The sequence below is a fragment of the Miltoncostaea marina genome (assembly GCF_018141525.1).
GTDB classification, from domain to species: Bacteria; Actinomycetota; Thermoleophilia; order Miltoncostaeales; family Miltoncostaeaceae; genus Miltoncostaea; species Miltoncostaea marina.
In genome coordinates, this window is the sequence record NZ_CP064655.1 from 14,556 (window position 1) to 36,635 (window position 22,080).

Below are 22,080 nucleotides of genomic sequence, written 5' to 3' on the forward strand. Positions count from 1 at the left end.
CAGCGGCCCGGCCGCCCGCCGGGATCCGCGCGGGCGGCGATGGGCTACGATCCCGCCGACCGTGGACGCGCGCCTTCCGGCACCGACGGATCTCCTTCCGCACCGCCCGCCCTTCCTCTTCGTCGACGAGATCCTCGATCTGGCGCCGGGGGAGTCCGCGCGGGCGCGCTGGCGCGTGGACCCGGAGGCCGCCTTCTTCGCCGGCCACTTCCCGGGCAACCCGATCCTGCCCGGCGTGCTGATCGTCGAGGCGCTGGCCCAGACCGGGGCCCTGGCGGCGCTGGCCGAGCCCGGCACGGCGGGCAAGCTCGCCCTCTTCGCCGGCATCGGCAAGGCCCGCTTCCGCCGGGTCGTGCGGCCCGGCGAGGACCTCGTGCTGGAGACCCGGCTCACCCGCCGCCGCGGCATGCTCGGCTCCGGCGAGGGCACGGCGTCCGTCGAGGGCGTGACCGCCTGTCAGACCGAGCTCTCGTTCGCGCTGGTCGACGCCGAGGGCGCCGGGGCGTGACGCCCGACCGCAGCGCCCCCCGCCGACGCGCCCGCCTGGCGGCGCTCGGCGGCTACGCGCCCGCGCGGGTGGTGACCAACGCCGAGATCGAGCGGCGTGTCGACACCACCGACGAGTGGATCCGCACGCGCACCGGCATCCGCGAGCGGCGCTACGCGGCGCCCGACGAGACCACGGCCGACATGGCGGCGGTCGCCGCCGAGCGGGTGCTTGCGAGCGCGGGCCTGCCGTCCGCCGAGGTCGACATGGTGATCGTGCCGACGGCGACCCCCGACGCCCTCTTCCCGGCCACGGCGGCGATCGTCGCCGACCGGATCGGCGCGCGGCGGGCGGCCGCCTACGACCTGTCGGCCGCCTGCTCGGGCTTCGTCTACGCCCTGGCCCAGGCCACGGCGCTCGTTGAGGCGGGCATGGCGGGCAACGTGCTCGTCGTGGGCTCGGAGGTGCTCTCGCGGGTCACCGACCACGACGACCGCGCCACCTGCATCCTGTTCGCCGACGGCGCGGGCGGGGCGCTCGTCACGGCGGGCGACGCGGAGACGACCACGGGCTTCCTCGCCTTCGACCTGGGGGCGGACGGCTCAGGGGCCGACCAGCTCGTGCTGCCCGTGGGCGGCGACCGGCGCCTGGCGGCGGCCGGCGGCGCGCCGGCCGACGCGTGCATCCGCATGGACGGACCCGCGGTCTTCCGCTTCGCCACCCGCGTGATGGTCGAGTCGGCGCAGCGGCTGCTGGACGGCCTGTCGATGGGCATCGCCGACATCGACCTGGTGGTGGCCCACCAGGCCAACTCGCGCATCATGGACCACGCCGCCGAGCGCCTCGGCATCCCTCCCGAGCGGCTCTTCAACAACCTGGAGCTGTTCGGCAACACGTCGTCGGCGTCCATCCCCATGGCGCTGGCGCAGGCGCGCGACGCCGGCCGCCTGTCGCCGGGCGACATGCTGCTGCTGGTCGGGTTCGGGGGCGGGCTCACGTGGGCATCGTCCGTGGTCCGTTACGAGCCGCTCGGAGAGGAGCACCAGTGGGCGTGACCGTCGCCATGTTCCCGGGCCAGGGCGCCCAGGCGGTCGGCATGGGCAAGGCGCTCGCCGAGGCCCACGAGGTCGCCCGGCGCACGTTCGAGGAGGCCGACGACACGCTCGGCTACGCCATCTCGGAGGTCTGCTTCGCCGGCCCCATCGAGCGACTGACGGCGACCGACGTCTGCCAGCCCGCGCTCGTGGCCGCGTCGGTGGCCGCCTTCCGGGTGGCGCAGGAGGCCGGGCTGCGGCCGGGGCTGGTGATGGGCCACTCGCTGGGCGAGTACTCGGCGCTCGTCGCCTGCGGCGCGATGGGCTACGCGGAGGCCCTGCGGACGGTCGCCGAGCGCGGCGCCGCCATGCGGGCCGCCGCCCAGGAGTCGCCCGGCGCGATGGCCGCGCTGCTCGGGCCCGCCGACGACGAGGCCGAGGCGCTCGCCGCCGAGGCCGGCGAGGCCTGGCCGGCCAACTACAACTGCCCCGGGCAGGTCGTGGTCTCGGGCACGAGCGCGGGCATCGACCGCCTGGTGGAGCTCGCCGAGGCGCGCGGCGTGCGCGCCACGCGGCTCGTGGTGGACGGGGCCTTCCACTCGCCGCTCATCGCGCCCGCCGCCGAGCGGCTGCGCCCCGCCCTCGAGGCCTGGGCCCCGGCGCCGGCCGACCCGCCCTTCCTCTCGACGACGACCTGCCTCGTCGAGCCCCCCGAGCGCATGCGCGGGGTGCTGCTCGACCAGCTCACCTCGCCGGTGCGGTTCGGCCACGCGGTCGAGGCCGCGCTCGAGCTGGGCGCGGACCGCTTCGTGGAGCTGGGCCCCGGCCGGGTGCTCTCCGGCCTCGTGCGCCGCGTGCGCCGTGACCTGCCGACCGCCCAGGTGGGCGAGCCGGCCGACCTCGACAAGCTGACGGTGGTGTAGATGCCCGTTGCCCTGGTGACCGGCGCGAGCCGTGGGATCGGCGCCGCGTGCGCCCGCGCGCTGGCGGAGGCCGGCTACGACGTGGCGGTGGGGTACGCCCGCGACGCCGACGGCGCCGCGGCGACCGCCGCCGCCGTCGAGGCGGCCGGCCGGCGGGCCTCGACCCACGCCGCCGACGTCGCCGACGAGGCCCAGGCGGGGGCGATGGTCGAGGCCGCCGAGGAGGCCCTCGGGCCGCTCGACGCCCTCGTGCTGAACGCCGGCATCACCCGCGACGGCCTCGCCGTGCGGATGAGCGCCGAGGACTGGAACGCGGTCATCGACACCAACCTGAGCGGCGCCTTCTTCACGGCGCGCCCCGCGCTGCGCGGCATGCTGCGCCGCCGGGCCGGCAGCATCGTGGCGGTCTCGTCGGTGGTGGGCCTGACGGGCAACCCCGGCCAGGCCAACTACGCCGCGGCGAAGGCGGGCCTGATCGGCATGGTGCGGGCCCTCGCGCGCGAGGCCGGCGGGCGCGGCGTGCGGGTCAACGCGGTCGCGCCGGGCTACATCGCCACCGACATGACGGCCGAGCTCTCCGACGAGCAGCGCGCCGGCCTGCTCGCATCGACGCCGCTCGGCCGCCTCGGCACGCCCGAGGACGTCGCCGGCGCGGTCGCCTTCCTCTGCTCCCCGGCCGCCGCCTTCGTGACCGGGGCCGTCCTGTCGGTCGACGGCGGGCTGGCGATGGCATGAGCGACCGCCCGCGCGTGGTGGTCACCGGCCTGGGGATGGTCACCTCCCTCGGCATCGGCTGGCGCGAGAACTGGGAGGCCGCGATCGCCGGGCGCAGCGGCGCCGGCCCGATCACGTGCTACGACCCGGTCGACACGCCCACGAAGATCGCCTGCGAGGTGACCGGCTTCGACCCGGTCGACTTCATGGACCGCAAGGTGGCCCGCCGCATGGACCGCTTCGCCCACCTGGCGGTGGCCGCGGGGCGGCTCGCCCTGGAGGACGCGGGGCTCGCCATCTCGTCCACAGCGGCCCCGCGCGCGGGTGCGGTGGTGGGCAGCGGCATCGGCGGCCTGCACACGTTCGTGCAGCAGACGCTGCTCGCCGAGGAGCGCGGCGCCGACCGGGTGTCGCCGTTCTTCATCCCGGCCGTGATCGCCAACATGGCCGCCGCGCAGGTGTCGATGGAGCTCGGCCTGCAGGGGCCGCTGTCGTGCGTCACCACCGCGTGCGCCTCGGGCAACCACGCGCTCGGCGATGCCACCGACGCCATCCGCGCCGGGCGCGCCGACGTGATGCTCGCGGGCGGCACCGAGGCCAGCGTCACCCGGGTGGGCATCGCCGCCTTCAACGCCATGCGGGCGCTCTCCACGCGCAACGACGACCCCGAGGGGGCCAGCCGGCCGTTCGACCGCGCCCGCGACGGCTTCGTGATGGGCGAGGCCGGCGCGATCGTCGTGCTCGAGCGACTCGAGCACGCGCTGGAGCGCGGCGCCGAGCCGATCTGCGAGGTGCTCGGCTACGGCCTCACCGGCGACGCCCACCACCTCACCGAGCCGGACCCCACCGGCAGGGCGCCCGCCGCGGCGGTCGCGATGGCGCTCGCCGACGCCGGCGTCGAGCCGTCGCAGGTCGACTACGTCAACGCGCACGCCACCTCGACGCCGGTGGGCGACACCAGCGAGATCCGGGCGCTGAAGCTCGCCCTGGGCGAGGACGTCGCCCGGCGGGTGATGGTCTCCTCGACGAAGTCGATGCACGGCCACTGCCTGGGCGCGGCCGGCGGGGTCGAGGGCGCGCTGACCGCCCTCGTGCTGCGCGAGGGGATCATCCCGCCGACGATCAACCTCGAGGACCTCGACCCCGACTGCGCGGGCGTCGACCACGTCGCCAACGAGGCCCGCCGCGCCGACGTGCGCGTCGCCGTGTCGAGCGCGTTCGGCTTCGGCGGCCACAACGCGATCATGGTGCTCGGCCGCGTGGAGGACCGGTAGGCGCAGCGCCCCCAGGGCGGCTGCCCGGCTGGCGGGCGGTCCTCAACCGCGCGAGCACGCGCGTCTACGGGCCGCGCCGCGGCCTGGAGGGCTTCTCGTGGATCCCCGGCGAGCGGATCGCGATCGGCGCGGTCCCGGTGGGCGGCGCGGTCGCCCGGCTGCCCGAGCTCGGCGTGACCCACGTGGTCAACTGCCGCGCCCAGCTGCAGACCCGCATCTCGCAGGACCTCTGGGCCGAGCGGCGCGTGTTCGGCGCCGACCGGGTGGTGCACGCGCCCATGTGGGACCACGGGCGCCCCCAGCCGCCGGCGCTCTGGGCGCCCGCCGCCCGCTTCGCCGCCGCCGTGCTCGACGAGGAGCCCACCTCCGGCGTCCTCATCCACTGCCAGCAGGGCCGGCGCCGGTCGGCGATGGTCACCTACGCCGTGCTGCGGCTGCGCGGCCGCGACCCCGACGAGGCCGAGCGGATGATCCTCGAGGGCCGCACGCCGGCCAGCATCGTCCCGGCCTACCGTGAGAGCGTCGAGCGGTGGCTCGTCGCCGACGCCGGCCCCCTGACATAATCGCGGGCCACGTGACCAGGCGTCCCATCACGGTGTCGGTCGACAAGCTGCGCCGCCGCCGCCCCGAGGAGCGGCCGCGCAAGCTGCCCGCCGACGAGCGCTCGTGCCCCCGCTGCCAGAGCCACTGGCGCGCGGAGGAGATGCAGCGCAACCTGCGCGTCTGCGCGACGTGCGGGCACCACTTCCCCGTCGGCGCCCGCGAGCGGCTCGACCAGCTCGCCGAGGGGCGGCCGTGGCTCGAGCTGTGGCCGGAGATGCGCGCGAGCGACCCGCTCCAGTTCGTCGACCTCGAGCCCTACCCCGACCGGGTCGACAAGGCCGAGCGGGCGGGCGCCACCGAGGCCCTGGTGGTCGGCGAGCTCGCCGTCCGCGACCACCCCTGCGTGGTGGCCGTCATGGACTTCGGCTACCTCGGCGGCAGCATGGGCTCGGTGGTGGGCGAGAAGCTCGCCCGGGCCTGCGACCGCTGCGTGGAGCGCGGCCTGCCGCTCGTGTGCGTGACCGCCTCCGGCGGCGCCCGCATGCAGGAGGGCGTGATCGCCCTGATGCAGATGGCCAAGACGATCGTCGGCTTCGAGCTGCTGCGCGACGCCGAGCTGCCCACGATCGTGGTGCTGGCACACCCGACCACGGGCGGCGTGTGGGCCTCGTTCGCCTCGGTCGGCGACGTCACCTACGCCGAGCCGGGGGCGCTCATCGCCTTCTCGGGCCCGCGCGTCATCGAGCAGACCACCCGCGAGAAGCTGCCGCCCGAGTTCGGCCGGGCCGAGACCCAGCTCGCCAACGGGCAGGTCGACGCGGTCGTCGACCGGCGCGAGCTGGCCGGGCGCATCGGCAAGGTGCTCGGCATCCTCGAGCGCCCGAGCGGCGTGGCGCCCGCGCCGGCGGTGACCTGGGCGCAGGAGAAGGCGGAGCGCGCCGCGACGGTCGCGCGCAACCTGCCGGAGCTGTCGCGCCGCTTCGTGTCGCGCGTACGGCGCCCCGACGAGGAGGACGACCGATGAGCGTGGCCGCCCGGCGCGGCGGGCGCTTCGTGCGCCGCCTCGCGCACCGCCTCGGCGGGGCGCCCGAGACCGGCTCGGCGATCTGGGACACCATCCAGCTCGCCCGCCACCAGGACCGGCCGTACCCGCTCGACTACATCACCCGCCTGTTCCCCGACTTCGAGGAGCTCCACGGCGACCGCCTCTACGGCGACGACCCGGCCATCGTGGCCGGCATCGGGCGCGGCGAGATGGGCCCCGTGGCCGTGATCGGGCACCAGAAGGGCCGCGACACCACCGAGCGGACCTACCGCAACTTCGGCATGCCGGGGCCCGAGGGCTACCGCAAGGCGATGCGGGTGATGGACGTGGCCGACAAGCTCAACCTGCCGGTGATCACGCTCATCGACACCCCGGGCGCGTTCCCCGGCTCGGGGGCGGAGGAGCGCGGCCAGGGCGGCGCGATCGCGCGCAGCATGCAGACGATGCTGCGCCTGCGCGTGCCGTCGATCGCGGTGGTGATCGGCGAGGGCTCCTCGGGCGGCGCGCTCGCCCTGGGCGTGACCGACCGCGTGATGATGCTCGAGAACGCCACCTACTCGGTGATCTCGCCCGAGGGCGGGGCGGCGATCCTGTGGCGCGACGCGGCGCGGGCGCGCGACGCCGCCGCCGCCTTCCAGCCGACCGCGGCCAACTGCTACCGCTGGGGCATCGCCGACGTCGTGGTCCCCGAGCCCGCCGGCGGCGCGCACCGCGACCACGACGAGGCCGCCCGGCTGCTCGGCGGGTACGTCGCGCGGTCGTTGCGCGAGCTCCACGCCCTCGCGCCCGCCGATCGCAAGCGCCAGCGCCGCGACCGCTATCGCCGCATCGGCGCGTACCGCGAGGTCGCCGCCGCCGTGGAGGGCGTCCCCCAGGGCTGAGCGATCGGCGCCGCGCCGCGGCGCCGGCGCGGTGTGGTGGTCAAGGGCCGTCCTCGGAGGGTCGGCGACGGACGGGGTCGCCCGGGGCCGATCCTGTGCGCGGGCGCGCGTCCGTCGGCGAGGTCGTCCGGGGACGGGGTCGGCGGGGGACGATCCACTGCGCGGGCGGGACCCGGCCCGTCCCGTGACGAGGGCGGCGACGCACCGGGCCGGCTGGGGCCGATCCATGGCGCGGGCGGGACCCGGCCCCCGCGTGACGAGGTCGTCGACGGACCGGGTCGGCTGGGGCCGATCCATGGCGCGGGCGGGACCCGGCCCTGCGGGCCGGCTCGCGCTGGGCACGGTGTCGACCGCCGTGCCCCTCACGCGGGGACCCGGCCTCTTTCGGGCCGGGTCACGCGGCAAATCGCCCCTGGCCGGGGCGATTTGCGGACCGGCGCACCGCCTTCGGCGGGGCGGGCGCCGGAAAGGGCACGCACGTGAGCGTCCGTGGTGCGCGTGGGGTGTGCCCGGCGCCGTCGTGGCCGGTGATCCCTCCCGCCTTCGGCGGTCGTGTCTCCCACCACGTCGGAGCTCGATCGCGTCGTCCGGGGCGGAGCCCCGTAGCGAGCAAACGCCGTCCTTCGACGCCGGCAACGTCCAGGCGGAGCCCTACACGGCCGTCAGGGCGCGTTCCGTGCGGTCGATGGCGCGCTTCAGGCGGAGGGCGCCGTCGAGCAGCTCCTGGTTGGTCGCGGGCCGGCCCGGGGCGACGCCGACGGCGCCCGCGAGGTCGCGGTGCCAGCGGAGCATCTCTGCGGTGGGCCGGCGGTCCGGGTCGACCCGCACCATGTCCAGCACCAGCGCCATGAACCCCCGGAATGCGGCGGCGGGGGCGGGTCCCTGCGTCATCGGCGAGCCTCCTTGCCCGATCGTTCCACGCGGGACGGTCCCGTCCCGCCCCGATCAGGTCGGCCGCGGCGGGTCCGACTTGAGGCGCGCGCCGCCGCGCGGGTCAACCACCCGCAGGGAGGGCCCGGGCGTGACGCGCAGCTCCGCGTGGCGCCCCAGGGGCTCGCCGTCGGCCTGCACGGCGACGGGCCCGTCGGCGCGCACGACGACCTCCGCGTGGGCGGCGCCGCCGCGCAGCGCGGGGCCCCCGAGGGGCAGGTCGCGCCCCCGCACGGCGCGCCCCATCACGGCGGCCAGGTCGGCGGGCCGGGCCCGCGTCAGCGCCACCCAGCCCAGGTGGCCGTCGAAGGCCGCGCCGGGCGCCAGGTCGAGCGGCCGCCGGCCCAGGTAGGTGTACGGCGTGCCGCAGGCGACGAGCACGGCGAGCGCGTCGTCGACCGGCGGGCCGCCGTCGGCCGCGACGCGCAGGCGCGGCTCGTGGCGGGCGCGCGCCGCGGCCACCAGCGCCCCGGCCGCGAAGCCCGCCTGGCGCAGCCGCCGCTTCGCCCGCGGGCGGGCCTCGATCCACTCCACGGTTGCGGCGTCGATGCCCATCCCCGCGTTGATCGTGAACACCACGTCCCGGTCGTCGGCGCGCAGGCGCCCCAGCGCCGCCGCGCGCACCCGACCCGCATCGAGCGCGGCGACGAGCAGCGGCACGGCGTCCGCCGGCCGCGCGGGCCAGCCGATCGCCCGGGCGAAGACGTTGGCGTTGCCGCCCGGCATCGGCGCGAGGGCGGTCGTGCCCCCCGCCAGGGCGCCGGCCGCGTCCGCGGCCGTGCCGTCACCGCCCAGGGTGACCACCGTCCGCGCCCCCTCGTCGGCGACCCGCCGCGCCAGGCGCCCGGCGTCGCCGGGCCCGCGCGTGGTGAGCGCCCACTCGAGGCCGGCCGGTCCCAGCGCCCGCGCGAGCTGCCCGCGCAGGCCGCGACCGGCGCGGGTGGCCACCGGGTTGACGATCAGCGCCACCGGCGCAAGGTCGCTCACGCGCCGGTCAGGGTCAGCTCCAGCCGCGCCAGGAACGCCGCGACGAGCATCGCGAGCGTCGCGTCGAACTCGCCCATGGGCGTGTGACGCGCCCCGGGGATGAGCATCGTGCGCGCCATCGGCAGGGCGCGGCCGAGCTCCTCCGCGTACCGCGGCGGGGTGAACGGGTCGTCGTCGCCCACGATCACGAGGGCCGGGACGCCGATCGACGGCAGGGCGGCCGCGAGGTCCACGCTGCGGCACGCCCGGTAGTCGGCGAGCAGCGTGGCGGGGCCGCAGGCGTCGAGCGCCGCCCGGGCGGCCGCGGCGCCGGGCCCCGCCGGGTCGGCGAACGAGCCGGCGATCAGGCGCTCGCGCTCGGCGGCGAAGTCGGCCGCGGCCCGCTCCATCGCGCTGTCGGGCACCGGCAGGCGCGCCCCGGTGGCGATCAGCACGAGGCCGTCCACCAGCTCCGGCCGCGTGCGTGCGACCTCCATGGCGACGGCCCCGCCCAGCGAGTGGCCGACCAGCGCGCGGGGGCCAGGGACGGAGGCGATCGCCCCGCCCACGACCGCGCCCAGCTCGGCGAGCGAGGCGCGCGGGGCGCCGTCGGGGTGCCCTGGCAGGTCGAGCCCCACCGAGCCGCCGACGCGCGCGCTGAGGCCCGCCCAGAGGCGGTGGTCGCCGCCGGAGCCGTGGATGAGGATCGGCCGGGGCGCGGACACGTCGCGATCGTAGTGCAGGGCGGGGGCCGGCCCGGGGCCCTCTGGTACCCTCGGCCCGGTGGAGATGCTGCTCATCGCGTGCGATTTCGACGGGACGATCACCCGTCACGACACGCTCCACCTCATCGTCGAGACCTTCGGCGAGCGCGGCCTGTGGCAGGCCATCGAGCCGCGCCTGCGCGCGGGCGAGGTGACCCTCGAGCAGGCGATGCAGGAGGAGTTCGACACCGTCCGGGCCACGCCCGAGCAGGTGCGCGACCTCGTGCTGCGCGAGGCCGGCCTGCGCGACGGCTTCCCCGAGCTCGTGGCCTGGGCCCACGAGCGCGGCCACCGGCTGATCGTGTTCTCGTCCGGCTTCCGGTCGGTCATCGAGGCGGCCCTGGAGCACTGGGGCCTCGGCCACCTGCACGTCGAGAGCCACGAGGCGGTCTTCACCCCCGAGGGCTGCCGGCTGGTGTGGTCGGACCGCGGCGACCGCTGCGACGAGTGCGGCCGCCACTGCAAGCGCCACGACCTGCGCGCGCACGCGCGGCGCGGCGAGCGCCTGGTCTACATCGGCGACGGCGTCTCGGACCGCTGCGGCGCCGCCATGGCCGACGTCGTGTTCGCCCGCGCCCACCTCGCCCGCGACCTGGCCGAGGACGGCGTCCCCTTCCTGCCCTTCGAGGACTTCGTCGAGGTCCGCGAGCGCCTGGAGCGCGTCTCCACCCTGGCGGCATGAGCGGCGGCCGCTGGCGCGAGGTGCCCCCGGCGTCGGCCTGGGGCGAGATGGAGGGGCGCGTGCTCGCCTTCTGGCGCGAGCGCAACGTGTTCGAGCGCAGCCTCGAGAACCGCCGCGGCGCCCAGCCGTGGCGCTTCTTCGAGGGCCCGCCCACCGCCAACGGCCGCCCGGGCTCGCACCACGTGCTCGCCCGCGTCTTCAAGGACATCTTCCCGCGCTTCCAGACGATGCGCGGCCGCTTCGTCGACCGTCGCGGCGGCTGGGACTGCCACGGCCTGCCGGTCGAGCTGGAGGTGGAGAAGCGGCTCGGCATCTCCGGCAAGCCGCAGATCGAGGCCTACGGCATCGCGGAGTTCAACGCCCTGTGCCGCGAGTCGGTGGTGGCGTACGTCGACGAGTGGGAGCGGCTCACCGAGCGCATCGGCTTCTGGGTGGACACGGGACGCGCCTACCGCACGATGGACACCGACTACATCGAGAGCGTCTGGTGGAGCCTCGCGCGGCTCTTCCGCGAGAACCGGCTCTACCGCAGCGGCAAGGTGGTGCCCTACTGCCCGCGCTGCGGCACCGCGCTGTCCAGCCACGAGGTGGCCCTCGGCTACATGGACGTGGAGGACCCGTCGGTCTTCGTGCGGCTGCCGCTGGCGGGGTCCGACGAGTCGCTGCTCGTCTGGACCACGACCCCCTGGACGCTGCCGGCCAACCAGGCGGCCGCGGTCAACCCCGACGTCGTCTACGCCGCGGTCGAGCACGACGGCGAGACGCTCGTGCTGGCCGAGGCCCGCGTGGAGGCGGTGCTCGGCGAGGGCGCCCGGGTGATGCGGACCTTCCCGGCGTCCGAGCTGGTGGGGCGCGAGTACGCGCCGCCCTTCCCGTTCGTGCCGGGGGCCCACCGCGTGGTGCCGGCCGGCTTCGTCACCACGGACGACGGCACGGGGATCGTCCACATCGCCCCCGCCTTCGGCGAGGACGACATGGCGACCGGCCGCGAGCACGGGCTCGACGCGCCCAATCCCGTCGGCCCCGACGGCCGCTATCTCGACGTGGTGGGGCCGTGGGCGGGCCGGGGCGTGAAGGAGGCCGACCCCGAGCTGGTCGCCGACCTCGACGCGCGCGGCCTGCTGCTGCGCGCCGAGTCGTTCACCCACGCCTACCCGCACTGCTGGCGCTGCGGCACGCCGCTCATCTACTACGCCAAGCCCTCCTGGTACGTCCGCACCACCGAGGTGCGCGACCGCATGCTCGAGCTCAACGCGGGCATCGGGTGGCACCCCGAGCGGGTGCGCGACGGCCGCTTCGGCAAGTGGCTGGAGGGCAACGTCGACTGGGCGATCTCGCGCGACCGCTACTGGGGCACCCCGCTGCCGCTGTGGCGCTGCGGCGGCTGCGACGAGGTCGAGGCGATCGGCTCCTTCGCCGAGCTGCGCGAGCGGGCGGCCGCGCCGCTGCCCGAGCCGTTCGACCCGCACCGCCCGTTCGTCGACGACGTGGTGCTCGGCTGCGGCTCGTGCGGCGGCGAGATGCGCCGCGAGCCCGAGGTGATCGACGTCTGGTACGACAGCGGCGCGATGCCCTACGCCCAGGACCACCACCCGTTCGCGACGGGGGGCGAGATCGGCGAGCGCGTCCCGGCCGACTACATCTGCGAGGCGCTCGACCAGACGCGCGGCTGGTTCTACTCGCTGCTCGCCGAGGCCGCGCTGCTGTTCGACGACACGGCCTACCGCAACGTCGTCTGCCTGGGCCTGATGCTCGACGCCGACGGCCAGAAGATGAGCAAGAGCCGGGGCAACGTGATCGACCCCTGGACCGTGCTCGACCGCCAGGGGGCCGACGCCTTCCGCTGGTACCTGCTCACGGCGCAGAGCCCGTGGGAGTCGTTCCGCTTCAGCCTCGAGGCGGTCGACGAGGCGATGCGGCGCTTCCTGCTGACGCTCTGGAACACGCACTCGTTCCTCGTCACCTACGCGAGCCTGCCCGACGGCTGGGCCCCCGGCGGGCCGCCGCCCGCCCCCGGCGACCTGCGGCCGGTGGACCGCTGGATCCTGTCCCGCCTGGACGCGACCGTCGCGACCGTCACGGAGCGCCTCGACGGCTTCGACGCCACCGGCGCCGGCCGCGCGATCGAGGGCTTCCTCGACGACCTCTCCAACTGGTACGTGCGCACCCAGCGGCGCCGCTTCTGGGGCGGCCGCGGCGGCGGCGCGGGCGCGGGCGCGCGCGCCGACGGCGACGCGGCGTTCGCCACCCTCCACGAGTGCCTGGCCACCCTGGCGCTGCTGGTGGCGCCGTTCTGCCCCTTCGTGGCGGAGGAGCTCCACGGCACCCTCGTGGCCGCGCACGACCCGGACGCGCCGGAGAGCGTGCACCTGGCCGACTGGCCGTCGCCGCGCGGCCGGCGCGACGAGGCGCTCGAGGCGGCGATGGCCGCCGCCCGCGAGGCGGTGGCGGTGGGCCGTGGCGCCCGGGCGGAGGCGAAGCTCAAGGTGCGCCAGCCGCTCGCCGAGGCCGTCGTCGCCTGCGCCCCGGCGCTCGCCGAGCGCATCGGCGGGCTCGTGGACCTGGTGGCCGAGGAGCTCAACGTGCGCGCCGTGCGGTTCGTGACCGACCCCGGCGAGCTCGTCGAGGTGAGCCTCAAGCCCAACTACCGGCGCCTCGGGCCGCGCTTCGGCAAGCGCATGCCGGCCGTCGCGGAGGCGGTGGCCGCGCTCGAGCCGGCCGCGGCCGCGCGGGCGCTCGACGCCGGCCAGCCGGTCGAGATCACGCTCGACGGCGTCGCCGAGCGGCTCGACGCCGACGACCTGCTGCGCGAGGCGCGCCCCAGCGAGGGCTACGCGGTGGGCCAGGACGCGGCGCTGGCCGTGGGCCTCGCCACCGCGATCACCGACGACCTGCGCCTGGAGGCGCTGGCCCGCGAGGTGGTGCACGCCGTGCAGGGCGCCCGCCGCGCGGCCGGCCTGCGCGTGGAGGAGCGCATCGCGCTGCACCTCGACGGCTCGGGGCTCGTGCGCGAGGCCATCGACCGCCACCGCGACGAGATCGCCGCCGAGACGCTCGCCACGAGCCTGTCGGTGTCCCACGGCGCGCCCTTCGCCGGGCTGCGCCACGAGGAGCTGATGGTCGACGGCGAGCCGCTCGCCCTGCGCCTGGAGCGCGCGGGCGAGGCGGCGCCGGCCGTCTAGCGCCCCCGGCTCAGGCCCCGCCGCCGCCCCAGGTCGCGGCCCGCGCGCCGAGCATCACGTCGTCGTCGGCGCGCAGGCGCGACCAGACCCGCTCCTCGTCGAGCCCCAGCCGCTCGATGATGCCCGGCAGGTCGAGCACCCTGCGGGGCTCGTCGAGACGCAGGCCGACGACCTTGCCGTCGCCCTTGACGAGGGTGACGCCGTCCTCGACCCGCTCGGCCGACATGTCGGCGAAGGGCTGGACGTTCCCGAGGCGGAAGTAGATCGCGGGCATGGATCCTCAGTCGGTCGGTGGCAGGTGTGCGGCGATGGCCCCCTGCAGCTTGCCAGGCTTCACCGCGCCGCTCAGGCGCGCGACCGGCTCGCCGGCGACGAACAGCAGGATGGTCGGCAGCGACAGGACGTCGTAGCGCGCCGCCACCCCCGGCTCCTCGTCGACGTTGCAGGCGACCACGTCCAGGCGCCCCGCGTGGCGCTCGGCCAGCTCGCGGACGGCGGGCTCGAGCTTGACGCAGGGCGCGCACCACGGCGCCCAGAAGTCGACGAGCACCGGTCGCCCGCCGGCCAGCACGCGCTCGTCCCAGTCGGCGCCGGTCACCGGCGCGATCCCCGCGGGGGCGCTCACGGGCGGATCGACACCCGCATGCCGAGGGTGACCATCTCGTAGAGCTCCTCCACGTCCGGGATGTGCATCCGCATGCAGCCGTGGCTGGCCGCGGTGCCGATCGACGAGTCGGCGTACGTGCCGTGGATGCCGATCGCCGGCGCGGTGGTGCCGATCCAGCGGGTGCCGAGCGGGTTGCCGGGCCCCGGCGGGATGGTCGACAGTTCGGCCGCCCACGGCGAGTCGGGCGGGTACCAGGTCGGGTCGACCTGCTTGTCGTTGATCTCGTAGTCCCCGGTCGGCGTGGGGTGGGCCGGCTGCCCGACGGCGATGCGGTAGGTCTTCACGACCGTGCCGTGGCGGATCAGCCGCAGCTTGCGCTGGGTCAGGTTGACCACGATGCGGCCCACCATCGCCCGGCGCGTGCGCTCGTCGGCGACCCCGGTGCGCGGCAGGCCGTAGCGCTTCTGGTAGCGGCTGATCGACTTCGCGGTGACCGCGTCGATCACGCCGGTCAGCTTCGCCCGCTTCGGGTAGACCTTCGCCTCGCGCAGCCGCCGCTGCAGCTCCACGACGTCGTCCCCGCGCGCGCGGCGCCCCAGGTCGGCCGCGCCGAACTCCTCGGTGCTGTCCACGTGCACGACCCGCGTGGCGCGGGCCCGGTTGCCCGCCCGGTCGCGCACGGTCACGGTGATCGCGTTGCGGCCCTGCGCCAGGGTGCCGACCGGCATCGCGAAGCGGGCGCCGTCGATCTCGAGCGCGGGGGTGGTGCCCGAGACCTCGCCGTAGCCGGCGGCGATCTCCTCGGGGGTGACGGCCTCGCGTCCCGTCACGCGCGCCACGACGGCGCCGTTGACGGACGCGGTGTACGTCAGCAGGCTCGGGTCGTCGGACGCGACCGAGCCGGTGAGCACCGGCTCGTCGGTCGCGGTGATCTGCTCGCCGGCGGCAGGCGCCGCCAGCGCGAGGTCCGGGGCGGTGGTGTCGACCGTCACCCGGCGCCGGCGCTCGGTGGTGTTGCCGGCGGCGTCGGTGGCCGTGACGGTGGTCGCCACGCGCCCCTCGGGCAGCCGGGCGACCAGCCTCCAGCGGCCGTCCTCGCCGGCCGCGGCGGCCGCCTCGCCGCCGGGGAAGCCCACGCTCACCCGCGCGCCGGCCTCGGCGCGGCCGGCGAACCGCACCGCGCGGCGGGCGACGAGGCCCCCACGCTCGGGCGCGGCCACGGCCAGCGCGGGGGGCCGGGTGTCGACGTCGAAGCTCCACGCGCGGCGCACGGTGCGGGCGAAGAGGTTGCCGCTCGAGAACCGCACGGCCACCGCGTGCGACCCCTCCGCCAGGCGGGCGGGCGGGGTGAACTCGACCCGTCCGTCGCGGCCGCGCAGGTCGGCGGTGACGTCGCGCCCGTCGAGGGTCACGCGCAGGTCGCCGAGGCGGGCGCCGCCGGGCACCTCGAACGCGATGCGGGGGCGCCGGTCCGGCACGGCGCTGCCCGGCCCGGGCAGCGGGTCGTCCACCGAGGGCCGCTCGGCGAGCTGCCAGACGGCGAACGCCACCGCGGCGACGGCCGCCACGACGACGAGCGCGAGGGTGGCCCAGCCCCCCCGGCGCGAGCCCAAGACCTGCACGCGGACCTCCCGAGACCCCTCGAAACCCTAGCAGCGACGCGCCTGATCCCAGTTCACCGGCGGCGACCACGATCCTCCACCCGACGGGCCTAGACTGCCCCCGTGGCCGCCGAGCTGCCCAGCAACGCCGAGATCGCCGCCCGCCTGCAGCTGCTCGGCGACCTGCTCGAGCTGGAGGGGGCGGTGCGCCACCGCGTGCTCGCCTACCGGCGCGGCGCGGCGCGCATCCGCTCCACCCCGGCGTCGGTGGCCCGCATGGCGCTCGAGGGCCGCGCCAACGACCTGCCGGACATCGGCGCCACCCTCCAGGCGAAGATCGTCGAGCTGTGCGAGACGGGCGAGATCGCCGCGCTCGCCGCCGCCCGCGAGCGCGTGCCCGAGGGCCTGGCGGCCGTGGCCTCGCTCGACGGCATCGGCCCCAAGCGCGCGGTGGCGCTGTGGGGGGAGCTCGGCGTACGCGACCTCGACGACCTTGCGGCGGCGGTCGCGGACGGCCGCGTGGCGGGCGTGCCGGGCTTCGGCCCCGCGACCGTCGCGCGGGTCGCCGAGGCGCTGGCGGCGCGATCCGACTCCGACGCGGCGGCCGAGCGCGTCCCGCTGGGGCGGGCCCTGCCGCTCGCCCTCGAGATCGCCGGCGACCTGCGCGCCGCCGTCCCGGACGCCCGGGTGGAGGTGGCCGGCAGCCTGCGCCGGGGGCGGGAGTCGGCCCACGACATCGACCTCGTCGGCGCCGCCGGCGAGCCCGCCGCGCTGCTCGACGCCCTGGCGGCCCACCCGGCCACGCTGCGCGTGCTGGCCCGCGGCGAGGCGAGCGTCGCCGTGATGACCCAGGCGGGCGTGCGGGTGGAGCTGGCGGCCGGGCCGCCGGCCTCGTTCGGCAACCTCCTGCAGCACGCGACCGGGTCGGCGGCCCACAACGTGCGCCTGCGCGAGCTCGCCGTGCGGCGCGGCCTGTCGGTGTCGCAGCACGGCATCGCGGGCCCGGACGGCGTGGCCGTGCACGCCGACGAGGATGGGGTCTACGCGGCGCTCGGCCTGCACCCGGTCCCCCCCGAGCTGCGCGAGGACGCCGGCGAGATCGAAGCCGCCGCGCGCGGCCCGCTGCCCGGGCTGGTCACCCGGGAGGACCTGCGCGGCGAGCTCCACTGCCACACCACCTGGAGCGACGGGACCGTCTCGGTGGCGGCCATGGTCGAGGCCGCCCGGGCGCGCGGCTACGAGTACCTCGCGATCGCCGACCACTCGCGCAGCCTGGCGATGGCCGGCGGCCTCACCCCCGACCGCGTGCGGCGCCAGTGGGAGGAGATCCGCGAGGTCGACGCCCGTCATGACGACATCACCGTGCTGCGGGCGACGGAGGTCGACATCCTCGCCGACGGGCGCATCGACTTCGACGACGAGCTGCTCGCCGGCTTCGACTGGGTCACCGCGAGCATGCACTCGGCGCTCGGCCAGGACGCCGAGCGCATCACCGCCCGGGTGATCGCGGCGGTCGAGCACCCGTACGTCGACGCGATCGGCCACCCCACCGGGCGCATGCTCGGCCGGCGGGGCCACGCACCGGTCGATGTGGCGCGGGTCGCGGAGGCCGCGGCGCGCACCGGCACGTTCCTCGAGATCAACGCCCAGCCGCGCCGGCTGGATCTGGACGCCGACATGGCCCGCGTCGCGCTCGCCGCCGGCGCGCGCGTCACGATCGGCGCCGACGCCCACTCGCCGGAGGCCCTGGACTACGTCCGCTTCGGCGTGCTGGTGGCGCGCCGGGCGGGCGCGCAGCCCCGCGACGTGGGCAACGCCATGGGCTGGGAGGCCCTGGCCGCGGTCCGCGCCGCGCGCATCGCCGCGGCCGGCCGGTAGGCGCGTGCGCTCAGTCGCCCAGCCGGCGCACGACGTGCAGCGCGCCGGGCGGCCCCGGCACCTCGATGTCGGCGGCCTCGCGCACCGCAGGGGGCACCTCGCCGCTCGCCACGGCCACGCCCAGCGCCACCTCGAGCGCCCCCTCCGACCGCATCGCCCGCAGGGCGCGCCAGGCGTCGGCGTCGGTGCGGTCGTCGCCGATGTAGACGGCCGCCCTGGCCCCGCTGCCGCGCAGCAGGGCGCGCACCGCGGTGCCCTTGTCGACCGCCACCGGCGGCCGCACCTCGAGCACCTCGCGGCCGGGCGTGGGCACCAGGCCGCGGTCGAGCGCCTCGGAGGCCACCTGCGCCAGCAGCAGCCGGGCCGCCTCGGGGTCGCGCGCGCCGCGCGCGTGGACGCTCAGCGTGGCGCCCTTCGGCTCCATGCGCAGGTCGCCCGGCGCGAGCCGCTCGGCCGGCCAGGCGGCGACGAACTCCGCGATCGCCTCGAGGTGCTCGGCGACGCCCTCGGCGAGCTCGGGCTCCGCGCCGGGGCGGTGCAGCTCCATGCCGTGGTTGCCGGCGTAGGCGCAGTCCTCCATGCCGACGATCCGCTCCAGGTCGGCGAGGCCGCGGCCGCTGACGAATCCGAGCAGCAGCGCGCGGTCGCGCAGGCGGGCGAGCGCCTCCCGCGCGCCGTCGGGCAGCCGCGCGAGCTCGGGCCGGGCCACGATGGGCGCGAGGGTGCCGTCCAGGTCGCAGAGGATCGCGGCCCGGTCCAGCCGCTCGCGGACCGGGGACAGCGCCTCCTCCAGGCGGGCATCGGGGGCGGCCACGGGCCGCGACCCTAGCACCGCCCCGGCGGGCCCGGCCGCGCGCCTGCCGGCCCTCGCCACGATCGGCCTCGCCGCGGGCCTGTTCGCCTCGCTGTTCGGCGTGGGCGGCGGCATCGTGATGGTGCCGCTGCTCATCGGCCTGCTCGCCTACGACGCGAAGGCGGCGACGGCGACCTCGCTCGCGGCCATCATCTTCACGGCGACCGTCGGCGCGGCCACCCACGGCGCGCTCGGCAACGTCCACTGGGGCACCGCGGCGCTCGTCGGCGTCCCCGCCATGGCCGGGCTGCTCGGCGGACTCGCCCTCAAGGAGCGCCTCTCGAGCCGCGCGCTGACGTACGCCTTCGCGGCGCTGCTGCTCGCCGTCGCCGTGCGGCTGGCGGTCGGCTGACCGTGCTGGACGCCGCCCTGGTCGTGCTGCTCGGCGCCGCCGCGGGGGCCCTCGCGGGCCTCTTCGGCGTGGGCGGCGGCATCATCTTCGTCCCCACGCTCACGCTGGTGCTCGGCCTGGGGCAGCTCGAGGCCGAGGCCACCTCCCTGCTCGCGATCGTGCCGGTGGCGGTGCTGGGGTCGTGGCGCCAAACGCGCGCGGGCACCGTGCGCTGGCGCGACGCGACCGCCATCGGCCTCGTGTCGGTCGGCACGGCGGTGGCCGGCGCGCTCATCGCCGACGCCGCGCCCGAGCGCGCCCTGCGGGTCGGGTTCGCGCTCGTGCTCGCGGGCACCGCCGTGCAGCTCGCGCTGCGCGCGCGGCGCTCCGGCGACTGACCGGCGAATTGTAAAAATGCGCTGGAAGGGCCGCGACCCCCTCCCCTCGTCGGGGGGCGCGGTGGTAGGAAGAGCAGGTGCCCGTCCGGACGCATCCCGCGCGCCGCTGGCCGCTCGCGCTCGTGCTCGCCCTCGTCGCGGCCCTCGCCGCGGCCCCCTCGGCGAGCGCGCTCGAGATCGGCGCGGTCGTGGCCGGCGTCGAGGTCGGCGTGTCCGTCGGCGAGCCGGAGGCCCCGATCGTGGCCGTGAGCGCGGCCCCGTCGCCCGCCCCCGCCGCCGCCCAGCCGGCCGAGCCCCCCGCCGTCCCGGCTCCCGCCGCCCCGGCGGCCGCCGGGGCGGCGCCGCAGCCCGCGGCGCCCTCGCCGGCGCCGGCCGCCGTCCCCGACGCCGCGCGCACCCCCGCGCCGGCGCGGCGGCCGTCGCCGGCACCGCTGCTCCGGGCGCCCGCGCCCTCGTCGCCGACCCCGGCCGCGTCCGGGCCGGCACCGGCCTCGCCGGCGCCGCGGGTCGTGCGGCCGGTGCTCGAGCCGGTGCTGGGGCTGGCCGACGCCGCGGCGCGACCCGTCACGGCGCTCGTGGCGCCGGTCCTGGGGGTCCCCGCGGGCGGCGCGCCGGATGGCCCCGGGCTGGCGGCGCTCACGCGCCCGCTGCTCGGGCTGCTCGACACGACCCTCTCGCCGGCGCTGCGCATCGTCGACGTCGTCCCGCCGGTCGCCGGCGTCCCCCTCGCGCCCTCCGCCTCGTCCCCGCCGGCCCCGGGCGCGCCCGGGGCCGGCCCCGGGCCGGCCGCCGCGGCGCCGAGCGGGCCCGCCGCCGACCCGGCCGCCGCCGGCGCCGCGGCCGGTCCCTCGTGGGCCCCCTCGTCCGACGCGCCCGCGGGCGCCGCCCCGGCCCCCGAAGCCCCAGGCCTCCTCGGCGCGACCGCCGGGCCCGCCGCCCGGGCGGCCGTCGCCGCGACCGCGCCGCCCGGCGCGACCGCGGCCGCGCCCGGGGGCGCCGTGCGCGCCGAGGCGGCCTCAGGCGCGCCCGCCCCGCCGCCACGTCCCGCGCCCGCCCCCGCGGCCGCCCTGGCCCAGGCCGGCGCCGCGCCCGGCGCCTCCACAGGTCTGCTCCTGCTCCTCGCCGGCGTGCTGGCGGCCGTGCTGCCGCCGCGGCCGCCCGCGGGCCGCTCCGTGCGGCGCCCGCCGACCGGGCCCTGGCCCGCGGCAGCGCCGTCCCGCGCCTTCGAACGACCGGGCTAGCCGCCCCGGGCGCCGTCCGCCGACCGGCGGGCCGCGCCCCCTGCGAGCTCTGTCCGTTCGTTCATCGAAGGAGAACCCATCACATGCGACGCCATCTCGTGGCGCTCGGGGTCAGCGCGTTCTGCCTGACCCTGGCACCCGCCGTGGCCATGGCCGAGGGCGATGCCCCCGCGCCGCCGGCCCCGGCGGTCAGCCAGAGCAACACCGCCGCCGCCCCCGCGGCGGCCGGCAACTCCAACAGCACGGCGCAGTCGGCCGGCGGCGCCTCGTCGCAGTCGGCGACGACGGCGCAGGTCCTGCCGATCGCGGTCGCCCCGGCGGTCGCCCCGCAGGTGCTGCCGGTCAACGTCAACCTGCCCGTCCGGGTGCTCAGCCCCGGCGACAACGGCTCGGTCGACCAGTCCAACACCGCCGAGGCGCCCGCCACGGCGGCCAACGGCAACGAGACGTCCCAGGCGGCGGCCGGCGGCGCGAAGAAGGGCGCCCCGGCGTCCTCGCAGTCGGCGACGACGGCGCAAATCCTGCCGATCGCGGCCGCCCCGGCGGTCGCCCCGCAGGTGCTCCCGGTCAACGTCAACGCGCCGGTGCGCGTGGCGAGCCCGGGTGACAACGGCGACGTGACCCAGTCGAACACGGCCGCGGCGCCCGCCGAGGCCGGCAACAGCAACACCACCTCGCAGGGCGCCGGCGGCGCCGGCTCGCAGTCGGCGACGACGGCGCAGGTGCTGCCGATCGCGGTCGCCCCGGCGGTCGCCCCGCAGGTGCTGCCGGTCAACGTCAACCTGCCCGTCCGGGTGCTCAGCCCCGGCGACAACGGCTCGGTCGACCAGTCCAACACCGCCGAGGCCCCGGCCACCGCGGTGAACGACAACGCGACCCGCCAGGGCGCCGGCGCCAAGGGCGGCGCGGCGGGCGGCTCGCAGTCGGCGACGACCGCGCAGGTGCTGCCGGTCGCGCTCGCCCCGGCGATCGCGCCGCAGGTGCTGCCGCTCAACGTCAACGCGCCGATCGGCCTCGTCGACCAGCTGCCGGCCCTGCCGGTGGACCCCTTCGCGGCGCTGGCCGACCCGGTCGGCACCGTGACCGGCCTCGTCGGCACCCTTCCGCTGCCGGCCCTGCCGGTGGACCCGCTCGCGGTCCTCGCCGACCCGGTCGGGACGGTCACCGGGACGCTGGCGGACCCGGTCGGCACCGTGACCGGCCTGGCCGCCGGCCTGCCGCTGCCGGCCCTGCCGGCGCTGCCGGTCGACCCGTTCGCGGTCCTCGCCGACCCGGTCGGCACCGTGACGGGCCTCGTCGGCACGGCCACCGGCCTGGCCGCCGGCCTGCCGCTGCCGGCCCTGCCGGCGCTGCCGGTCGACCCGTTCGCGGTCCTCGCCGACCCGGTCGGCACCGTGACGGGCCTCGTCGGCACGGCCACCGGCCTGGCCGCCGGCCTGCCGCTGCCGGCCCTGCCGGCGCTGCCGGTCGACCCGTTCGCGGTCCTCGCCGACCCGGTCGGCACCGTGACGGGCCTCGTCGGCACGGCCACCGGCCTGGCCGCCGGCCTGCCGCTGCCGGCCCTGCCGGCGCTGCCGGTCGACCCGTTCGCGGTCCTCGCCGACCCGGTCGGCACGGTCGCGGGCATCCTCGCGGACCCGGTCGGCACGGTGACCGGCGTCGTCGGGAGCCTCCCGGTCGGCCTGCCGGTCGGCCTGATCTAGCCACCACGTCCGGCATCCGCCGCCGGCCCACCGGGGCCGGCGG

22 protein-coding genes are annotated in these 22,080 nt (G+C 77.6%); 15 read left to right on the forward strand and 7 right to left on the reverse strand.

All coding sequences use genetic code 11. The features are described 5' to 3' along the window. Window positions 1–61: 61 nt before the first annotated feature. From fabZ to ITJ85_RS00095, 8 genes are all read left to right on the forward strand, one after another. Window positions 62–508 carry a 3-hydroxyacyl-ACP dehydratase FabZ gene (gene fabZ, locus ITJ85_RS00060; RefSeq protein ID WP_217914313.1) on the forward strand — a complete coding sequence of 149 codons (447 nt, stop codon included), beginning with the start codon at window positions 62–64 and terminating at the stop codon, window positions 506–508. After that, entirely contained in the window at window positions 505–1,542 is a 1,038-nt protein-coding gene (locus tag ITJ85_RS00065; protein WP_217914314.1) for a beta-ketoacyl-ACP synthase III, read from the forward strand. Before fabZ ends, ITJ85_RS00065 begins: the two co-directional genes overlap by 4 nt. Then, window positions 1,539–2,444, forward strand: a complete 906-nt coding sequence (fabD, locus tag ITJ85_RS00070) for an ACP S-malonyltransferase (RefSeq protein WP_217914315.1) — start codon at window positions 1,539–1,541, stop codon at window positions 2,442–2,444. Before ITJ85_RS00065 ends, fabD begins: the two co-directional genes overlap by 4 nt. Then, window positions 2,445–3,179, forward strand: a complete 735-nt coding sequence (gene fabG / locus ITJ85_RS00075) for a 3-oxoacyl-[acyl-carrier-protein] reductase (protein WP_217914316.1) — start codon at window positions 2,445–2,447, stop codon at window positions 3,177–3,179. Then, entirely contained in the window at window positions 3,176–4,432 is a 1,257-nt protein-coding gene (gene fabF, locus ITJ85_RS00080) for a beta-ketoacyl-ACP synthase II (protein WP_217914317.1), read from the forward strand. The genes fabG and fabF overlap by 4 nt, the downstream gene beginning before the upstream one ends. Window positions 4,433–4,569: 137 nt before the next feature. After that, complete coding sequence (locus ITJ85_RS00085; RefSeq protein WP_217914318.1) at window positions 4,570–4,995, forward strand: protein-tyrosine phosphatase family protein; 426 nt, start codon at window positions 4,570–4,572, stop codon at window positions 4,993–4,995. Between the two features lie 11 nt (window positions 4,996–5,006). Continuing rightward, complete coding sequence (locus ITJ85_RS00090; RefSeq protein WP_217914319.1) at window positions 5,007–5,999, forward strand: acetyl-CoA carboxylase carboxyltransferase subunit beta; 993 nt, start codon at window positions 5,007–5,009, stop codon at window positions 5,997–5,999. Beyond that, window positions 5,996–6,901 (forward strand): acetyl-CoA carboxylase carboxyltransferase subunit alpha, encoded by a 906-nt coding sequence (locus tag ITJ85_RS00095; RefSeq protein WP_217914320.1) that lies wholly within the window; start codon window positions 5,996–5,998, stop codon window positions 6,899–6,901. Before ITJ85_RS00090 ends, ITJ85_RS00095 begins: the two co-directional genes overlap by 4 nt. 651 nt (window positions 6,902–7,552) lie before the next feature. Here the strand turns inward: ITJ85_RS00095 and ITJ85_RS00100 are convergent. Genes ITJ85_RS00100 through ITJ85_RS00110 form a run of 3 tightly spaced genes read right to left on the reverse strand, consistent with a single transcriptional unit; the run spans window position 7,553 to window position 9,522 of the window. Next, window positions 7,553–7,792, reverse strand: a complete 240-nt coding sequence (locus ITJ85_RS00100) for a hypothetical protein (RefSeq protein ID WP_217914321.1) — start codon at window positions 7,790–7,792, stop codon at window positions 7,553–7,555. A 54-nt stretch (window positions 7,793–7,846) separates the two neighbouring features. Next, the gene (locus ITJ85_RS00105; protein ID WP_217914322.1) at window positions 7,847–8,818 is read right to left on the reverse strand and encodes a diacylglycerol/lipid kinase family protein; all 972 of its coding nucleotides are present in this window, start codon (window positions 8,816–8,818) and stop codon (window positions 7,847–7,849) included. After that, window positions 8,815–9,522, reverse strand: a complete 708-nt coding sequence (locus ITJ85_RS00110; RefSeq protein ID WP_217914323.1) for an alpha/beta fold hydrolase — start codon at window positions 9,520–9,522, stop codon at window positions 8,815–8,817. The genes ITJ85_RS00105 and ITJ85_RS00110 overlap by 4 nt, the downstream gene beginning before the upstream one ends. A gap of 64 nt (window positions 9,523–9,586) precedes the next feature. On the opposite strand from ITJ85_RS00110, the gene ITJ85_RS00115 reads away from it, so the two are divergent. Beyond that, complete coding sequence (locus ITJ85_RS00115) at window positions 9,587–10,243, forward strand: HAD-IB family phosphatase (RefSeq protein WP_246496425.1); 657 nt, start codon at window positions 9,587–9,589, stop codon at window positions 10,241–10,243. Beyond that, the gene (ileS, locus tag ITJ85_RS00120) at window positions 10,240–13,425 is read left to right on the forward strand and encodes an isoleucine--tRNA ligase (RefSeq protein WP_217914325.1); all 3,186 of its coding nucleotides are present in this window, start codon (window positions 10,240–10,242) and stop codon (window positions 13,423–13,425) included. Before ITJ85_RS00115 ends, ileS begins: the two co-directional genes overlap by 4 nt. A gap of 10 nt (window positions 13,426–13,435) precedes the next feature. On the opposite strand, the gene ITJ85_RS00125 is transcribed toward ileS, so the two are convergent. From ITJ85_RS00125 to ITJ85_RS00135, 3 genes are read right to left on the reverse strand one after another with little or no spacing between them, the layout of a single operon-like run. After that, on the reverse strand, window positions 13,436–13,699 hold the full coding sequence (locus ITJ85_RS00125) for a hypothetical protein (protein ID WP_217914326.1): 264 nt from the start codon (window positions 13,697–13,699) through the stop codon (window positions 13,436–13,438). A gap of 6 nt (window positions 13,700–13,705) precedes the next feature. Further along, complete coding sequence (locus tag ITJ85_RS00130; protein WP_217914327.1) at window positions 13,706–14,050, reverse strand: thioredoxin family protein; 345 nt, start codon at window positions 14,048–14,050, stop codon at window positions 13,706–13,708. After that, a complete protein-coding gene (locus ITJ85_RS00135; RefSeq protein WP_217914328.1) occupies window positions 14,047–15,654 on the reverse strand; it encodes a L,D-transpeptidase family protein in 1,608 nt (535 codons plus the stop codon). The genes ITJ85_RS00130 and ITJ85_RS00135 overlap by 4 nt, the downstream gene beginning before the upstream one ends. 102 nt (window positions 15,655–15,756) lie before the next feature. Here ITJ85_RS00135 and polX point away from each other — a divergent pair, with 102 nt between their 5' ends. Further along, window positions 15,757–17,511: a DNA polymerase/3'-5' exonuclease PolX gene (polX, locus tag ITJ85_RS00140; protein WP_217914329.1), complete on the forward strand. Its 1,755-nt coding sequence runs from the start codon at window positions 15,757–15,759 to the stop codon at window positions 17,509–17,511. 10 nt (window positions 17,512–17,521) lie between these two features. On the opposite strand, the gene otsB is transcribed toward polX, so the two are convergent. After that, complete coding sequence (otsB, locus tag ITJ85_RS00145) at window positions 17,522–18,325, reverse strand: trehalose-phosphatase (protein WP_217914330.1); 804 nt, start codon at window positions 18,323–18,325, stop codon at window positions 17,522–17,524. Here otsB and ITJ85_RS00150 point away from each other — a divergent pair. The 4 genes from ITJ85_RS00150 (at window position 18,222) to ITJ85_RS00165 (ending at window position 22,037) form a co-directional block, all read left to right on the forward strand. Further along, on the forward strand, window positions 18,222–18,716 hold the full coding sequence (locus ITJ85_RS00150; protein WP_246496296.1) for a sulfite exporter TauE/SafE family protein: 495 nt from the start codon (window positions 18,222–18,224) through the stop codon (window positions 18,714–18,716). The two genes, otsB and ITJ85_RS00150, sit on opposite strands and share 104 nt — an antisense overlap. A gap of 2 nt (window positions 18,717–18,718) precedes the next feature. Continuing rightward, the gene (locus ITJ85_RS00155; RefSeq protein ID WP_217914332.1) at window positions 18,719–19,093 is read left to right on the forward strand and encodes a sulfite exporter TauE/SafE family protein; all 375 of its coding nucleotides are present in this window, start codon (window positions 18,719–18,721) and stop codon (window positions 19,091–19,093) included. Between the two features lie 77 nt (window positions 19,094–19,170). After that, window positions 19,171–20,334: a hypothetical protein gene (locus ITJ85_RS00160; protein ID WP_217914333.1), complete on the forward strand. Its 1,164-nt coding sequence runs from the start codon at window positions 19,171–19,173 to the stop codon at window positions 20,332–20,334. A gap of 83 nt (window positions 20,335–20,417) precedes the next feature. After that, window positions 20,418–22,037 (forward strand): hypothetical protein, encoded by a 1,620-nt coding sequence (locus ITJ85_RS00165; RefSeq protein ID WP_217914334.1) that lies wholly within the window; start codon window positions 20,418–20,420, stop codon window positions 22,035–22,037. Window positions 22,038–22,080 lie beyond the last annotated feature (43 nt).

Bases quoted from the DNA above. Each gene is read 5' to 3' on its own strand.
- ITJ85_RS00150 (WP_246496296.1), top strand. From the start codon at position 18,222: ATGGGCGCGAGGGTGCCGTCCAGGTCGCAGAGGATCGCGGCCCGGTCC.
- ileS (WP_217914325.1), top strand. From the start codon at position 10,240: ATGAGCGGCGGCCGCTGGCGCGAGGTGCCCCCGGCGTCGGCCTGGGGC.
- ITJ85_RS00125 (WP_217914326.1), bottom strand. From the start codon at position 13,699: ATGCCCGCGATCTACTTCCGCCTCGGGAACGTCCAGCCCTTCGCCGAC.
- ITJ85_RS00165 (WP_217914334.1), top strand. From the start codon at position 20,418: ATGCGACGCCATCTCGTGGCGCTCGGGGTCAGCGCGTTCTGCCTGACC.
- fabF (WP_217914317.1), top strand. From the start codon at position 3,176: ATGAGCGACCGCCCGCGCGTGGTGGTCACCGGCCTGGGGATGGTCACC.
- ITJ85_RS00115 (WP_246496425.1), top strand. From the start codon at position 9,587: ATGCTGCTCATCGCGTGCGATTTCGACGGGACGATCACCCGTCACGAC.
- fabG (WP_217914316.1), top strand. From the start codon at position 2,445: ATGCCCGTTGCCCTGGTGACCGGCGCGAGCCGTGGGATCGGCGCCGCG.
- ITJ85_RS00100 (WP_217914321.1), bottom strand. From the start codon at position 7,792: ATGACGCAGGGACCCGCCCCCGCCGCCGCATTCCGGGGGTTCATGGCG.
- ITJ85_RS00095 (WP_217914320.1), top strand. From the start codon at position 5,996: ATGAGCGTGGCCGCCCGGCGCGGCGGGCGCTTCGTGCGCCGCCTCGCG.